This window comes from Pseudomonas sp. ASL7, assembly GCF_056680375.1.
Map to the genome: position 1 here is coordinate 4336590 of NZ_CM155279.1, position 13424 is coordinate 4350013.

Here is a 13424-nt window from a genome sequence, read left to right on the forward strand (position 1 = left end):
GAGCTTGCTCGCGATGAGGCCATCAATCACACCGCAAACTCACATCCCATGCTGTTGCATCAACCGCTCATAACTCCCATCCGCCTTCATCGCCGCGATCTCGCGGTCGAAACCGGCGACGATTTGTTCATGCCTCGGGTTCTTCAGGCTGACCAGGATGTGCAGGCTGTTCTCGCTCAGCGGCTTGGGCAAAAACTCCACGGCATTGCGCACTTTGGATGATTCCCGGGCCAGGTAGTAACGAGCGACGTATTCGTCTTCCAGGGTCAGCTTGACCCGATCGGCCGCGACCATGCGCACAGCCATGGCAAAGTTGTGCACCGGAATCTTCTGCAGCGACACATCTTCATCGAACTCCTGCGAATAGGCATACCCACGCACCACCGCGATCGGATAAGTGTGCAGTTGTTGCAGATTGTTGTATTCGATAGGTGCATCTTTGCGCTTGAGGAAGCGCACACGGTTGAGTAGGTATTCACCGGAAAACATCCCGATTTTTGTGCGCTCGTCGGTGTACCAGGCGTTGACCAACACGTCGTATCGACCCTCGCTCACCCCCAGCAAGGCGCGTGCCCAAGGCACCTGCTCAAAATCACTGGCATAGCCTGCCCGGGCCAGCGCGGTGCTGACAATGTCCGTGGCCAACCCGCCGTTGACCAACGTGGCGTCGGTAAAGGGCGGCCAGGCATCGGCGACCAGGCGCAGCTTTTCCGCTGCCGCGTTTTGAGTCAGCAACAGCAATCCAATCAAAGCAAAAGCTCGATGCAATCGCGGCATGCTAGAAAATCCTTAGCGGGCGGGCTGCCCAGTGTGTTTTCAGCCAAAACTCCAAGGCCCTGTACCGACATAGCTCCGGTCTAACCTTAGCTCATTGACGCTATTGCATTGCGCGTCTTCAAAGATTACACAAAGAAGACAACGCCGCGCGAAATGAATGATGGCATTTTGGCTTCTACCACAGAATTCTGCGGCATACAGACATCTTTCATCCGTGCGCTTAGTATCGGAGCGACTTGGTCAAGGAAGTGTGAAGATGACAATCGATTGGATCTGCAAACACCATAGCGATCTAGGCAAAGAGCAGCTGTACACCATTCTGCAGTTACGGGCAGAGGTGTTCGTCGTTGAGCAGAAATGCGTGTATCAGGACATCGACGGCCAGGATCTGGAGGGCGACACCCGCCATTTGATGGCCTGGGACGGCGACCAGCTGGTGGCATACCTGCGGATGCTCGACCCGGAGCTACAGGGCGGCGATGTGGTTATTGGCCGAGTGATCATTGCCCCGCAGGCGCGAGGCACCGGGCTTGGTCATGAGTTGATGGCCCAAGCGCTGAAGCACGCTGAAAAGCACTGGCCTGAAGTGCCGATTTATCTTTCGGCCCAGGCGCATTTGCAGGGGTATTACGGGCGGTACGGGTTTGTCGTGGCGGGTGAGGTATATATGGAAGATGGCATTGCGCATATCGGGATGCGTCGGCCCTGAGGGCCCCATCGCGAGCAGGCTCGCTCCCACAGGGATCGTGGTTGGATAACACACTTTCAATCCAGCCCGAAACCTGTGGGAGCGAGCTTGCTCGCGATGACGCAGGCTCAGTCACCGCAGGAGCTAGGGATATTCCAGCACCGCTTTAATCTGCTGAAGATTTCGCTCTATCCACCCGCGATCAATCGCCCCCCACTCGCGAATCCTATAGCGTCCCGCATGATTGCGTGCGCCTTCTTCCTGCTCGAATTCGCAAATAATATCCAGGTCCACCAATGCCGCAATGGTGTCCTGAGCCGTACGCCGTGGCATGCCGGTGACTTCAGTCAGCGCCGGCACGCTGCTGGCTCGCCCGCTGTCGATCAAGTACGCCACGTATAACCGGCGGTAGAAACTGCTCTTGGTCTTGCTCACGTCCATCCATGCGTTCCTTATCAATTAGAAGATCAAAAGATCGTCCGAACGTGGCCCGGGTTGTCGGCAGCTACTACGCGCCTGAGCGCGCAGACATGTCCCGCCACGTCAGGTACACCCGCAAATCGAACTCCACCTGGTGATACCCCGGCAACATGTGTTCGCACAGCTTGTAGAACGCCTTGTTGTGATCCGACTCTTTGAAGTGTGCCAGTTCATGCACCACGATCATTTTCAGAAACCCGGAGGGTGCTTCCTTGAACAGGGCCGCCACACGAATTTCTTTCTTGGCCTTGAGCTTGCCGCCCTGCACCCGGGAAATCGTGGTGTGCAGGCCGAGGGCGCGGTGGGTCAAATCCAGGCGGTTATCGAACAACACCTTGTCGATGGCCGGGGCATTACGCAGGTATTCCTGTTTGAGTTCCAACGCATAGGTGTACAGCGCCTTGTCGCTCTGCACGCCATGTTTTTCCGGGTAACGCTGGTCCAGGTAATCACCCAGCCGACCTTCATTGATCAGCTGGCGCACCTGGTCCTGCAATGCAGCGGGATAGGCCTGAAGGTATTTCAACACGGTCATTTGGGCGGCAACACGAGTCACGAAAAGGTCGTCAGTGTAGCGAATTCAGCCAGCCAGCGCGCTCCAGTCGAACGGCTGCACAAAGTCGCCGACGTCCTCGGCCATCATCGGCCGCGCCACCAGAAAACCTTGCACATAACCGCAGCCATTAGCGCGTAGCCACTCATACTGAGCAACGGTTTCCACCCCTTCGGCAATGACCAGCATTCCGTATTGCTGACACAGTTCGATCACCATGCGCACCAGCGCCGCATCCCGGGATGATTCTGGCAGGCGGGCGATCAGATGCCGATCAAGCTTGAGGGTATCCAGCTCAAGGTCGCGCAGATGCGACAGCGAACAAGGTCCGACACCAAAGTCATCCAACGCTACCCGCACCCCGAGATGACGCAGCAAACGCAGCTGCTTGCGGGTTTCCTCGGGATTTTTCGCCAAGGCGTCTTCAGTGACCTCGACCTCCAGATGACGCGGCTGCAAGCCATGACGCTCCAGCACCTGGCGCAGCTCGGTCACCAGATTCGGCATGCCGAACTGGGTACTGCTCAAACTGACGCCCAGCACCAGGTCCTCGGCAAACAGGGTTTCCCAGGCTTTGCGCTGCCCGGCGCCGCGGTGGTAAATCCAGCTGCCCAGACGACTGATCAACCGCGCCTCCTCCAGCAGCGGTAAAAACAGCCCTGGCGGTACGTCGCCGACACTCGGATGCTGCCAGCGCAATAACGCCTCGAACCCGCGAATCCGCCCATCGGCGATGGCCACCTGAGGTTGATACACCAGATTGAAATCACGATTCTCGATGGCCGAGCGCACGCTGTCTTCGAGCATCAATCGCGAGCGCGCCCGGCCGTTCATTTCGTGATCGTAGAAGCGATACTGCTGACGGCCGGCACGCTTGGCTTCGTACATGGCAATGTCGGACGCTCGCAGCAAGCCATCGAGATTGGCACCGCCATCCGGGTACGTGGCGATGCCGATGCTGGCACCCAAGGCGATATCCAGACCATCAATCTGCTGACAGATCGACACGCGCTCAATGAGTTTCTCGGCAATCTTCGCCGCTTGCTCAGGGAATTCCAGGTCCAGCAACGCCGTGAACTCGTCACCGCCCATGCGCGCCAGAATATCGAAGGGCCGCAAGCAGGCTTTCAATTGCTCGGAAACCCAGCGCAACACACGGTCACCGGCATCATGGCCGAGGGAATCGTTGACCCGCTTGAAGCCGTCGAGATCGAGGTACAACAAGACCCACGCACCGTCTGAACGTTCGCCGCGCAGCAACAGGTTTTCCACCGTCTGATAGAAACCCCGTCGGTTGAGCAGCCCGGTCAGCGGATCAGTCACCGCCTGGAACTCCAGCTGCTGGTGCAAGTGGCGCACCACAGACATGTCCAACACCGTCACCACCATGGCCTGTTGCTCGGAGGGTAACGGTGCGCAGGACAGCGCAACCGGCACCTGCTGGCCGGGTGCGGTTCGCAGCGATGCATCGTGCAGGCGCAGGGTTTCACCGCGTTTGTAGCCGGCCAATAGCGCTGAATCGGCCCAGATCGGGATATGCGGTTTTTGCAGGAAGTCCAGAAACTCCCTGCCTTGCAGGTTCTGCACCGTGGCATTGAGCAGCCGCGACATCGCCGGGTTGGCAAAGCGGATCACGCCGCCCTCATCGACCACCAGGATGCCTTCGGCCGCGTTATCCAGCACCGAGGCATTAAACGCGCGAGCAGCCTCCAGATCATGGCTCAGGCGCTGCAACGCACGGCGATTACGCTGATGTTCGAGCAGCGCCTGGACTTTGGGTTTGAGAATCTGCGGGTCAAACGGTTTGAACAGGTAATCCACCGCACCGCTGGCGTAACCTTTGATTACGGCGTCCTGGGACTGCTCGTTGGCAGTGAGGAAAATGATCGGCGTAAGACGGGTTCGCTGACTGCCGCGCATCAGTCGCGCCACTTCAAAACCATCCATGCCCGGCATCTGCACATCCAGCAGTACCAGGTCGATATCATGTTCGAGTAACAGGCTCAGCGCCTCGAAACCCGAGGCGGCGGTCATGACCTGCCAGTCCTGGCGCTGCAACAGTGCGCGCATGCTGATCAGGTTTTCAGGGTAATCATCAACGATTAAAAGGATTGAGTTGGCTTCAGCTGGCGGGGGGTGCGCGCATTCCATGCTGCTTCTCTTGTTCGGGACCTCAGGCCGGTTTCTCGTGAAAACCGGACAAATACCAAGCCATCACTCTAGACCGGGTTCCGTGAAAGCAGAAGGTGTCAGTACGCCATCATTAACCAATACGTCCATTTACCGACTAACGGTCACGCCTACAGGCCGCTAAAAACGCGAAAGATGGCCTTTTAACAGGATATTGACGCCATCCATTTGTCAGTGAGCCGTTAACAAATTTGCCTTTCGCGTTTATAAAGACCGCCCTCCAATGCGCGTGCTAGAGCTTCTGGCACGTGTGTGCGGTAAAAATTGTGGAAGCTTTTGCCTATGATCGATCTCGCAACCTGGAACCTCAGCGTTCCCGTCGGCAATCCGCCGTACACCGTTGACACGCCAAAACTGGTGAATGGCTTCAAGGATCAGTACTTCCACTCCGACACCGGCACCTTGTTTTTCTGGGCCCCGGTCACCGGTTCTAAAACGGCAAACGCAAAGTATCCCCGCACCGAACTTCGCGAAACCTACAGCAACGGCACCTTGCGCAACTGGCTTTACCCGGAGGCTGACAACGCCCTGCGTGCCACCCTGGCGGTCAACCAGGTGCCCAGCTCCGGCAAGATCGTCATCGGTCAGATCCACGCCTACAACAGCCAGAAGCCCTTGGTGAAGGTCGAATATCAGTACAAGACCACTACACAGACAGGCAACATCGTGGCCAAGGTGCGCATGCACCCCGACGATGGCGAAGGCCGGGTGATCACCATCGCCACTGGCGTGAAACTGGATCAGCAATTCTCCTACCTGATTCACCTCAGCCCTGGCGGCGCGCTGGGCATCAGCGCCGCAGGCTACCAGTGGGATACTGACATCAGCGCTACCTGGCGCGACAAGCCGCTGTACTTCAAGGCCGGGGTATATGTGCAGGACAATACCGGGTACACCAGCGAAGGCGGGAAAGTAACGTTTAGCAAGCTGGATATTGATCACGATAAGCAAGGCTGATTACTCCGTAGCAGCTGCTACGGGTTGCGGTTGCGGGAGTGGGAAATGAACCGAGCATTCGCCCACAAAAAAACCCGCATCTCTGCGGGTTTTTTAGTGGTTCTTGAAACGCTGAAGGCTTAGTTGACCTTGGCGTTCAACTCACCTTTGAGGTAACGCTGGTACATCCCTTCCAACGAGATCGGCTTGATCTTCGAAGCGTTGCCTGCGGTACCAAACGCTTCATAACGAGCGATACACACATCACGCATGGCGGTCACGGTGGCGCCGAAGAATTTACGTGGGTCGAATTCGCTCGGGTGGGTAGCCATCAGACGACGCATCGCACCGGTGGATGCCAGGCGCAGGTCGGTATCGATGTTGACCTTGCGCACGCCGTGCTTGATGCCTTCGACGATTTCTTCAACCGGTACGCCGTAGGTTTCTTTGATGTCGCCACCGTACTGGTTGATGATCGCCAGCCAGTCTTGTGGCACCGAAGACGAACCGTGCATCACCAGGTGGGTGTTCGGGATGCGTTTGTGGATTTCTTTGATACGGTCGATGGCCAGTACGTCGCCAGTAGGCGGCTTGGTAAACTTGTATGCGCCGTGGCTGGTGCCAATGGCGATGGCCAGGGCGTCGACCTGAGTGCGCTTGACGAAGTCAGCGGCTTCTTCCGGGTCGGTCAGCATCTGGCTGTGATCCAGAACGCCTTCGGCGCCGATGCCGTCTTCTTCACCGGCCATGCCGGTTTCCAGCGAACCCAGGCAGCCCAGCTCGCCTTCTACCGATACGCCGCAGGCGTGAGCCATGGCCACGGTTTGTTGGGTGACACGAATGTTGTAGTCGTAGTCGGTCGGAGTCTTGCCGTCTTCGCCCAGGGAACCGTCCATCATCACCGAGCTGAAGCCCAGCTGGATGGAACGCTGGCAGACGTCAGGGCTGGTGCCGTGGTCCTGGTGCATGCATACCGGGATGTGCGGGAACTCTTCGATGGCTGCGAGGATCAGGTGACGCAGGAACGGCGCGCCGGCGTATTTGCGAGCACCGGCCGAAGCCTGGACGATCACCGGGGAGTCAGTCTTGTCAGCCGCTTCCATGATGGCGCGCATCTGCTCAAGGTTGTTGACGTTGAAGGCTGGAACGCCGTAGCCGAACTCGGCTGCGTGGTCCAGCATCTGGCGCATGCTGATAAGTGCCATTGTGTGTGTCTCTCCCGGTTGAGGGTCGTTAATCGTGCCAGCCTGCCGTAGCGGCGGCGGCTATTCAAGTTATTGCAGATCGGGGGTTGGCCCGTGCTGCGAATTCGGTGCTACCAAAATCTGAAGAACTACACAGCACCCTGTGGGAGCGAGCCTGCTTGCGAATGCGGTTTCACATTCAATATTGATGCAAGCTGATCCACCGCTTTCGCGAGCAGGCTCGCTCCCACATTAGGTCTGTGGTGTGTCAATTACTGCGCTTTACAACCGCGGCCAATCAAATCATTGGTGGCGACCCAATACACCAGGCCTTCCTCACCTTTTACGTGAAACGCCAGCATGTCGTTGCTGTACAGCGTACCTTCGGCGCCCGGCTCAAGTTTCAAGCGGTAGACCTGATCGGCCCCACCCAGGCGAACATCGACTTCCTTGTGGCTGTCGTCACTGTAGCGCCAAACCACTTTGGCCTGGCTGTCGCAGGTCCAGGTGGTCCAACTGTCCGTCGAATCAGCGGGCTTGAACAGGTTCAAACTGGAGCAACCTGCCAGCAGTGCCAACGCCGTAACGGCGATAAAACCTTTCATCCGTGTTCCTCGACTGGCGGCGCATGCTACCAGCCCTGAGTAAAGAGTCAGACCCGTCAAGGGCAGCCACGTTCCTTGGCCGGCGTCGGTGTCTCGTATTTGTCCAGACCTTCCGGCCCGGAACGCTTGTTGATCACCGGGTTGGTTTCCGCCTGCCAGTCGGCCTGGTAACAGTCGTTCTGCGGAGCAGTCGGCGCCGGCTCCGGCGTGGCTTTCGGGTTACTCCCGCAAGCCGCCAGCATACCCGCGACGATCAACAGCGCGAACGTCTTGACCATCTCAACACTCCTTTGCCTGGTCAATTGGGTAGCCTCAGGCCTTGGCCCGGCTTTCCAGGACTTCGACAGCGGGCAGAACCTTGCCTTCGACGAACTCAAGGAATGCGCCGCCGCCAGTAGAAATGTAGGAGATTTGATCAGCAACGCCATACTTATCGATAGCGGCCAGGGTGTCGCCGCCGCCAGCGATCGAGAACGCCGAGCTTTCGGCGATGGCCTGGGCCAGCACTTTGGTGCCGTTACCGAACTGATCGAATTCGAACACGCCTACCGGGCCGTTCCACAGAATGGTCTTGGACGACTTCAACAGCTCGGCGAAATTCGCCGCGGTCTGTGGGCCGATGTCCAAAATCATGTCGTCTGCCGCCACGTCAGCAATCAACTTGACGGTTGCGGTGGCGCTTTCAGCGAATTCCTTGGCGACCACAACGTCGACCGGCAAAGGCACACTCACCTTGGCGGCGATGGCACGAGCGGTCTCCAGCAGGTCCGGTTCGTACAGGGACTTGCCGACCGGGTGACCGGCAGCGGCCAGGAAGGTGTTGGCAATGCCGCCGCCGACGATCAGCTGGTTGCAGATCTGGCTCAGGCTGTTGAGCACATCGAGTTTGGTCGAGACCTTGGAGCCGGCAACAATGGCGGCCATTGGTTGAGCCGGGGCGCCAAGGGCTTTGCCCAGTGCATCCAGCTCGGCAGCCAGCAACGGGCCAGCCGCCGCGACTTTGGCAAACTTGGCCACGCCGTGGGTCGAACCTTCGGCGCGGTGAGCGGTGCCGAAGGCATCCATCACGAATACGTCGCACAGGGCGGCGTATTGCTGGGCCAGTTCGTCAGCGTTCTTTTTCTCGCCCTTGTTGAAGCGCACGTTTTCGAACAGCACGATGTCGCCGGCTTTCACGTCGACGCCGCCCAGGTAATCGGCCACCAGCGGCACTTCGCGACCCAGCGCCTTGCTCAGGTAGTCAGCGACTGGCTTGAGGCTGTTCTCGGCAGAAAACTCGCCTTCGGTCGGACGGCCAAGGTGGGAGCAGACCATCACGGCCGCGCCTTTTTCCAGGGCCAGCTTGATGGTCGGCAGCGAAGCCAGGATTCGCGCATCGCTGGTGACAACACCGTCCTTGACTGGGACGTTGAGGTCTTCGCGGATCAGTACGCGCTTACCTTGCAGATCGAGGTCGGTCATCTTCAACACGGTCATGGGTCGCAATTCCTGAGTTACTGTTCTTTAGAGACAAGGGGTGAAGTAGCTGTTTGCAGATAGTGTTCTGCAACGTCCAGCATGCGGTTGGCAAAACCCCATTCGTTGTCGAACCAGGCCAGGATGTTCACCAGCCGCGGGCCGGAAACTCGAGTCTGACTGGCATCGACGATCGCCGAATGTGGGTCATGGTTGAAATCACAGCTTGCGTGGGGGAGCTCGGTGTAGGCCAGAAGGCCTTTGAGCGGGCCGCTGGTGGCGGCCTCGCGCAGAATCCGGTTGACCTCGGCAGCATCGGTGTCGCTCACGGTCTGCATCGTAATGTCGAGGCAAGACACATTAACCGTCGGCACCCGTACGGCTTTGGCCTGAATTCGCCCGGCAAGTTCCGGCAGCAGGCGTTCGATGCCGCGCGCCAGACCAGTGGACACCGGAATCACCGACTGGAACGCCGAACGGGTGCGGCGCAGGTCTTCGTGGTGATAGGCATCGATGACTGGCTGATCGTTCATTGCCGAGTGAATGGTGGTAATCGACACGTACTCCAGGCCAATGGCCTGATCCAGCAGGCGCAACAGCGGCACGCCGCAGTTGGTGGTACAGGACGCGTTGGACACCAGCAACTCGTCACCGGTCAGGCAATCCTGGTTCACGCCGTAGACGATGGTGGCGTCGACATCCGCCTCGCTGGCCATCGGCTGGGAAAACAGCACGCGCGGTGCGCCGGCGTCGAGGAACCGCTGGCCGTCTTCACGTGTGTGGTAAGCGCCGGAGCACTCCAGCACCAGATCGACGCCCAGCGATGCCCAATCGATGCCTTCGGGGGTGGCACTGCGCAAGACCTTCACGCAGTTGCCATTAATATGCAGACAATCGCCGTCGACCCTCACTTCGCCGGGAAAGCGCCCGTGAGTGGAGTCAAAGCGTGTCAGGTATTCGATGCTGGCCATGTCCGCCAGATCGTTGATCGCGACAATTTCAAACCCGGCTGTCGAGCCTCGCTCAAACAACGCACGCAAGACGCAACGACCAATCCGGCCGTAGCCGTTGAGTGCAACTTTGTAAGGACGCGGTTGAGGCATGGGGAGTCTCGATAGACGCAGGCAGACGAATTCTTGCTAACAACACGCCCCTTGTAGGAGCGAGCTTGCTCGCGATGGACGTTAACGATAACGCGCGCTATCTGAATAAACGCGGTGCCGTCACGTTTTTCGCGAGCAAGCTCGCTCCTGCAGGGGAACGCGGCGGTCATGAAACCGCCGCGCCGTGTATTAGTCTTCCAGCAGTTCTTCAGCCTGACCCAGGATGTTTTCCAGGGTAAAGCCGAACTCTTCGAACAAGGCAGGCGCAGGCGCCGACTCGCCGTAGGTGGTCATGCCGATCACGCGACCTTCCAGGCCCACGTACTTGTACCAATAGTCCGCGTGAGCGGCTTCGATGGCGATACGGGCGCTGACTTGCAACGGCAGAACCGATTGCTTGTAGTCGGCGTCCTGGGCATCGAACACGCTGGTGCAAGGCATCGAAACAACGCGCACTTTGCGACCCTGTTCGGTCAGCTTGTCGTAAGCCTGAACCGCCAGGCCCACTTCCGAACCGGTGGAGATCAGGATCAGCTCAGGCTCGCCCGCGCAGTCCTTCAACACGTAACCGCCACGGGCGATCTCGGCGATCTGGATCGCATTGCGGGTTTGGTGCTGCAGGTTCTGACGCGAGAAGATCAGCGCCGACGGGCCGTCTTTACGCTCCAACGCATACTTCCAGCACACTGCCGATTCAACGGCATCGGCCGGGCGCCAGGTGTCGAGGTTCGGTGTGCAACGCAGGCTGGCCAGTTGCTCGATTGGCTGGTGAGTCGGGCCGTCTTCGCCCAGACCGATGGAGTCGTGGGTGTAGACGTGAATCACACGCTGCTTCATCAAGGCCGACATGCGCACTGCGTTACGGGCGTATTCCATGAACATCAGGAAGGTCGCGCCGTAAGGCACCAGGCCGCCGTGCAGCGCCACGCCGTTCATGATGGCAGTCATGCCGAATTCGCGAACGCCGTAGTACATGTAGTTGCCGCTGGCGTCTTGCGCCGTAACACCTTTGCAGCCTTTCCACAGGGTCAGGTTGGAACCGGCCAGGTCAGCCGAGCCACCGAGGAACTCAGGCAGCAATGGACCGAACGCGTTCAGGGCGTTCTGGCTGGCCTTACGGCTGGCGATGGTTTCGCCCTTGGCAGCGACTTCAGCGATGTACGCCGAGGCTTTTTCCGAGAAGTCGGCTGGCAGGTCACCGCTCAAACGACGGACCAGTTCGTTGGCCAGCTCAGGGAATTGCGCAGAGTAAGCGGCGAAACGCTGATCCCACTCGGCTTCGGCCGCGCGGCCGGCTTCCTTGGCGTCCCACTCGGCGTAGATGTCGGCCGGGATTTCGAACGGACCGTAGTTCCATTTCAGTGCAGCACGGGTCAGAGCGATTTCCGCTTCACCCAACGGGGCGCCGTGGCAGTCTTCTTTACCTTGCTTGTTCGGCGAACCGAAACCGATGGTGGTCTTGCAGCAGATCAGGGTTGGCTGATCGCTTTTGCGCGCGGTGTCGATCGCCGTCTTGATTTCTTCCGGGTCGTGACCGTCAACGTTGCGGATCACCTGCCAGTTGTAGGCTTCGAAACGCTTCGGGGTGTCGTCGGTGAACCAGCCTTCGACTTCGCCGTCGATGGAGATGCCATTGTCATCGTAGAAAGCGATCAGCTTGCCCAGGCCCAAAGTACCGGCGAGCGAGCTGACTTCGTGGGAAATGCCTTCCATCATGCAGCCATCACCCAGGAACACGTAGGTGTGGTGATCGACAACATTATGGCCAGGACGGTTGAACTGCGCCGCCAGGACTTTTTCAGCCAGGGCAAAACCTACCGCGTTGGCCAGGCCTTGGCCCAGCGGACCGGTGGTGGTTTCAACGCCCGGGGTATAACCCAGTTCCGGGTGACCCGGGGTGCGGCTGTGCAGCTGGCGGAACTGTTTCAGGTCATCGATCGACAGGTCGTAGCCGGTCAGGTGCAGCAGCGAGTAAATCAACATCGAGCCGTGACCGTTGGACAGCACGAAGCGGTCGCGGTCGGCAAACGATGGATTGCTCGGGTTGTGCTTCAGGTAGTCACGCCAAAGTACTTCGGCGATATCCGCCATACCCATAGGGGCACCGGGATGGCCGCTGTTGGCTTTTTGCACGGCATCCATGCTGAGGGCACGAATGGCGTTGGCACGCTCACGACGGCTGGGCATCGCTGATCTCCTGGGGGTTAGATAAAACGAAACGGAAAAAAGGCGAGCATTTTCCCTCACCGGGCCGCCTCGGGGCAATGACAGATAGTCATCTGGAGACGTTTTTCCCATGGATAGCGACGGTTTCGCCTGATGAAACCTTTCTGCTATTCGTTTGTAGAGGGGAACAAGGCTTCAGAAGTGCCATCTATCGAGCAATATCAAAACTTTTTGATATTGCTCTTGCGATGATTTCTGACCGTCACTAGACTGCTGGCCTTATGAATCTACGTGTGCCCTCCATTCAACATGACGATTGCGATGAGCTGGCGGCCTTGTGCAAGGCCGGTGGCGATCCTCTACGGCTGAATGTATTGCGCGCGCTGGCCAACGATTCGTTTGGCGTACTGGAACTGGCACAGATTTTCGGCATCGGCCAGTCGGGGATGAGTCACCACCTCAAGGTATTGGCACAGGCCGACCTGGTGGCGACTCGCCGTGAAGGCAACGCGATTTTCTACCGTCGCGCCCTGCCCCATACCGATTTGCTGGGTGGCAAGCTGCACGCCGCGTTACTGGAAGAAGTGGACAACCTGAACCTGCCTGCCGACGTGCAGTCGCGGATCGGTCAGGTTCATGGACAACGAGCGGCGGCCAGCCAAGACTTTTTCTCACGGGTCGCGGAAAAATTCCGCGCCCAGCAAGACTTGATCGCCGGCTTGCCGCAATACCGCGAAAGCGTGGTGGCGCTGCTCGATAAGCTGAGTTTCAACGCAGGTGCCACAGCTATCGAAGTCGGCCCTGGCGACGGTGCATTTTTGCCGGAACTGGCACACCGCTTCACTCAGGTGACGGCGCTGGACAATAGCCCGGCGATGCTCGAACTGGCGCGCCAGGTCTGCGAACGTGAAACGCTCACTAACGTCAGTCTGCAATTGGCCGATGCATTGAACGGTGTAAGCCTCAAGGCTGACTGCGTTGTACTGAACATGGTGCTGCACCATTTCGCCGCGCCGGCCGAAGCGCTCAAGCACATGGCCCAATTGCTGCAACCGGGCGGTAGCCTGCTCGTGACAGAGTTATGTAGCCACAACCAGAGTTGGGCCAGGGAGGCCTGCGGTGATCTCTGGTTGGGGTTTGAACAGGACGATTTGGCCCGTTGGGCCACCGCTGCGGGACTCGTTCCCGGGGAAAGCCTCTATGTAGGCTTACGTAATGGTTTCCAGATTCAGGTCCGCCACTTTCAGCGGCCAACTGGCGACACTCACCATCGGTAAATTCAGGAAA

Annotated in this window: 13 protein-coding genes; 3 read left to right on the forward strand and 10 right to left on the reverse strand. The window is 58.6% G+C overall.

Translation table 11 applies throughout. The features are described from left to right. Positions 1–39 precede the first annotated feature (39 nt). The gene (locus AC1MDT_RS20055) at positions 40–777 is read right to left on the reverse strand and encodes a substrate-binding periplasmic protein (RefSeq protein ID WP_480418624.1); all 738 of its coding nucleotides are present in this window, start codon (positions 775–777) and stop codon (positions 40–42) included. Between the two features lie 256 nt (positions 778–1033). On the opposite strand from AC1MDT_RS20055, the gene AC1MDT_RS20060 reads away from it, so the two are divergent. Beyond that, entirely contained in the window at positions 1034–1486 is a 453-nt protein-coding gene (locus AC1MDT_RS20060; RefSeq protein ID WP_480418625.1) for a GNAT family N-acetyltransferase, read from the forward strand. A 123-nt stretch (positions 1487–1609) separates the two neighbouring features. Here AC1MDT_RS20060 and AC1MDT_RS20065 read toward each other — a convergent pair whose 3' ends face one another. From AC1MDT_RS20065 to AC1MDT_RS20075, 3 genes are all read right to left on the reverse strand, one after another. Continuing rightward, positions 1610–1906, reverse strand: a complete 297-nt coding sequence (locus AC1MDT_RS20065) for a winged helix-turn-helix domain-containing protein (RefSeq protein ID WP_480418626.1) — start codon at positions 1904–1906, stop codon at positions 1610–1612. Between the two features lie 67 nt (positions 1907–1973). Further along, positions 1974–2480: a M48 metallopeptidase family protein gene (locus tag AC1MDT_RS20070; RefSeq protein ID WP_480422834.1), complete on the reverse strand. Its 507-nt coding sequence runs from the start codon at positions 2478–2480 to the stop codon at positions 1974–1976. A gap of 45 nt (positions 2481–2525) precedes the next feature. Then, on the reverse strand, positions 2526–4649 hold the full coding sequence (locus AC1MDT_RS20075; RefSeq protein WP_480418627.1) for a putative bifunctional diguanylate cyclase/phosphodiesterase: 2124 nt from the start codon (positions 4647–4649) through the stop codon (positions 2526–2528). A 321-nt stretch (positions 4650–4970) separates the two neighbouring features. Here AC1MDT_RS20075 and AC1MDT_RS20080 point away from each other — a divergent pair, with 321 nt between their 5' ends. Further along, positions 4971–5645, forward strand: a complete 675-nt coding sequence (locus AC1MDT_RS20080) for a polysaccharide lyase family 7 protein (protein ID WP_480418628.1) — start codon at positions 4971–4973, stop codon at positions 5643–5645. Between the two features lie 119 nt (positions 5646–5764). Here the strand turns inward: AC1MDT_RS20080 and fba are convergent, their stop codons facing one another. The 6 genes from fba to tkt all read right to left on the reverse strand — a co-directional run bounded on the left by fba (position 5765) and on the right by tkt (position 12158). Then, positions 5765–6829, reverse strand: a complete 1065-nt coding sequence (gene fba / locus AC1MDT_RS20085) for a class II fructose-bisphosphate aldolase (RefSeq protein WP_480418629.1) — start codon at positions 6827–6829, stop codon at positions 5765–5767. A gap of 251 nt (positions 6830–7080) precedes the next feature. Then, on the reverse strand, positions 7081–7413 hold the full coding sequence (locus AC1MDT_RS20090; RefSeq protein WP_480418630.1) for an MliC family protein: 333 nt from the start codon (positions 7411–7413) through the stop codon (positions 7081–7083). Between the two features lie 56 nt (positions 7414–7469). Then, positions 7470–7691, reverse strand: a complete 222-nt coding sequence (locus AC1MDT_RS20095) for a hypothetical protein (RefSeq protein WP_480418631.1) — start codon at positions 7689–7691, stop codon at positions 7470–7472. 34 nt (positions 7692–7725) lie between these two features. Then, entirely contained in the window at positions 7726–8889 is a 1164-nt protein-coding gene (locus AC1MDT_RS20100) for a phosphoglycerate kinase (RefSeq protein ID WP_480418632.1), read from the reverse strand. Positions 8890–8906: 17 nt separating this feature from the next. Further along, a complete protein-coding gene (gene epd, locus AC1MDT_RS20105; protein WP_480418633.1) occupies positions 8907–9971 on the reverse strand; it encodes an erythrose-4-phosphate dehydrogenase in 1065 nt (354 codons plus the stop codon). A 189-nt stretch (positions 9972–10160) separates the two neighbouring features. After that, positions 10161–12158 (reverse strand): transketolase, encoded by a 1998-nt coding sequence (gene tkt / locus AC1MDT_RS20110; RefSeq protein ID WP_480418634.1) that lies wholly within the window; start codon positions 12156–12158, stop codon positions 10161–10163. A 260-nt stretch (positions 12159–12418) separates the two neighbouring features. Between tkt and AC1MDT_RS20115 the strand changes: the two genes are divergently transcribed. After that, positions 12419–13414, forward strand: a complete 996-nt coding sequence (locus AC1MDT_RS20115; RefSeq protein ID WP_480418635.1) for an ArsR/SmtB family transcription factor — start codon at positions 12419–12421, stop codon at positions 13412–13414. Positions 13415–13424: the final 10 nt, after the last annotated feature.

Excerpts from the sequence above, each read along its gene's own strand:
- AC1MDT_RS20095 (WP_480418631.1), bottom strand. The coding sequence starts at position 7,691 with ATGGTCAAGACGTTCGCGCTGTTGATCGTCGCGGGTATGCTGGCGGCT.
- AC1MDT_RS20070 (WP_480422834.1), bottom strand. The coding sequence starts at position 2,480 with ATGACCGTGTTGAAATACCTTCAGGCCTATCCCGCTGCATTGCAGGAC.
- AC1MDT_RS20090 (WP_480418630.1), bottom strand. The coding sequence starts at position 7,413 with ATGAAAGGTTTTATCGCCGTTACGGCGTTGGCACTGCTGGCAGGTTGC.
- AC1MDT_RS20080 (WP_480418628.1), top strand. The coding sequence starts at position 4,971 with ATGATCGATCTCGCAACCTGGAACCTCAGCGTTCCCGTCGGCAATCCG.
- fba (WP_480418629.1), bottom strand. The coding sequence starts at position 6,829 with ATGGCACTTATCAGCATGCGCCAGATGCTGGACCACGCAGCCGAGTTC.
- tkt (WP_480418634.1), bottom strand. The coding sequence starts at position 12,158 with ATGCCCAGCCGTCGTGAGCGTGCCAACGCCATTCGTGCCCTCAGCATG.
- AC1MDT_RS20065 (WP_480418626.1), bottom strand. The coding sequence starts at position 1,906 with ATGGACGTGAGCAAGACCAAGAGCAGTTTCTACCGCCGGTTATACGTG.
- epd (WP_480418633.1), bottom strand. The coding sequence starts at position 9,971 with ATGCCTCAACCGCGTCCTTACAAAGTTGCACTCAACGGCTACGGCCGG.
- AC1MDT_RS20115 (WP_480418635.1), top strand. The coding sequence starts at position 12,419 with ATGAATCTACGTGTGCCCTCCATTCAACATGACGATTGCGATGAGCTG.
- AC1MDT_RS20075 (WP_480418627.1), bottom strand. The coding sequence starts at position 4,649 with ATGGAATGCGCGCACCCCCCGCCAGCTGAAGCCAACTCAATCCTTTTA.
- AC1MDT_RS20100 (WP_480418632.1), bottom strand. The coding sequence starts at position 8,889 with ATGACCGTGTTGAAGATGACCGACCTCGATCTGCAAGGTAAGCGCGTA.
- AC1MDT_RS20060 (WP_480418625.1), top strand. The coding sequence starts at position 1,034 with ATGACAATCGATTGGATCTGCAAACACCATAGCGATCTAGGCAAAGAG.
- AC1MDT_RS20055 (WP_480418624.1), bottom strand. The coding sequence starts at position 777 with ATGCCGCGATTGCATCGAGCTTTTGCTTTGATTGGATTGCTGTTGCTG.